The sequence below is a fragment of the Candidatus Cloacimonadota bacterium genome, from assembly GCA_034661015.1.
In the GTDB taxonomy this organism is placed as follows: domain Bacteria; phylum Cloacimonadota; class Cloacimonadia; order JGIOTU-2; family JGIOTU-2; genus JAYEKN01.
The window spans coordinates 1-1,611 of the sequence record JAYEKN010000232.1 but is presented as its reverse complement, the minus strand read 5'-3'; the positions used below and the strand labels follow the sequence as shown (position 1 = coordinate 1,611).

Below are 1,611 nucleotides of genomic sequence, written 5' to 3'. Positions count from 1 at the left end.
ATTTTTTACTATTATCAATTTTTGATCTGTGTAAATCGGTTTTTTCTGAGTGATGTTGTTTATCACATTCATCTGTGTCGAATCAATTGCTGTTTTCTGTGTCGAATCTCCCTATTCATAGATTAAGGAATGAATAAGGGATTTAAAAAAGCATTTGCGGTTTCTTTTGTTTCGATTTGTGCCATATCTTCTTTATGGAAATAAAAGAGAAGGTCGTGGGAACTCTTAATGCCGGTCAGGCGTACGATGTTTGATTGTTTCCCCACAGAACTCAACGCATTTTTCATATCCAACTCACTGGCAACCGGAGCCCAAAGATAAGTTGCTAATTTATTTTTATCCACGTAATAGCCTTTTTGAGGTAGATTCCAATTTGGCGAGAGTGCAATCGTAATACCTGTAGAAGAATTGCTCGCATCTACCCAATCCGAAAGATTTTTATCAAACGATAATTGCCGTCCTCCATATCGCACCTCGCATTTCTCCATATCGGACTGGAAAAGCATAACCGGTAAATTCATCTGCACGCCAGTATTAGGTGAATATATTTGGTTTATTTTTGAGGGAAATGGTGTTAGAAAAAGGGCTGACTCCACCGGGAAATGTTTGGGGAAGATAAAATTCTGATTTATTTCCACAAAATTTTTTCCGGCAAAAATATTGAAAACAGTTTCAAATTTGCACAAAGATTGCCCTGTTGCTGATTTCAAATATCCTTGTGCTAATATGCAGGTTCGCATTTTTCCCGATTCAATTATTTTCAAAGTGTAATTGGTATAGTCCAAAGAACTTTTGAACAGGTTCCCGCTATACGATATAATTATATCGCAATTCTCAGTAATTAATTCATTGTTGCCAAAGATATTATCCCCATTAGAATCCAACCAAACCGTATCAAACAAATTGAAATGAGTTTTGTTGATAATAAATTTGAGATTCCCAGTATTGATTTGTATTTTATCATCCAGGTTTTGGATATTCAGAACAGGTTGACTGACGTCATCATTTATGTTTTCTCCCCAGAAAAGTGAATAAACCTTTTGCCTTTTGGGTTCAATAGTTGGCTGAAAATCAATTAAAATATTCTTTACACTTCCATCGTCCCAACGGTTTAAAATTCTATACTGAAACGGAAGATTCGTTCCGCTCGGTGATTTTAGGGCAAGAGTTGTGGGATTTGCCAATTTTTTCTTTGGAAGTTGAACAATTCCAGTCCAAGGATATGAATTAACACTTGAAAGAGTTGGATTTTCGAGAATGAAAGAGAAACTGTTGCCGGGTTTAGCTAAAACGTTTTTCTTTACTTTGTATTTAATATCATCGGAATATCCTGTGGTTTTATTTTTGGTGGCAGTTGAGGTTTCGGAATTACTATCTGCTTTTTCAAATCCCGGTGAAATTAAGCGGATATTGTCGAAATAAACCGTAACATCGTTTTTAGGATTCCATCTGAAGAAATTTAGGTCTGCGATTTTTTTTTCATTAATAGATGCCGCCACATCATCAATTGGGATAGAAAATTTGTTCCACTTTTCGGGAAGTAAAGATAGGTTTTTTTTATATCGTCCTTCTCCTCGATCTTTTATTTGTAATATGATGCGGAATTTAAAG

At 35.4% G+C, this 1,611-nt stretch carries 1 protein-coding gene; it reads right to left on the bottom strand.

Annotated features, from left to right (window positions below):
* Window positions 1–122 precede the first annotated feature (122 nt).
* Window positions 123–1,611, bottom strand: a 1,489-nt coding sequence (locus tag U9P79_08685) for a hypothetical protein (protein ID MEA2104695.1), incomplete at its 5' end; no start/stop codon positions are given.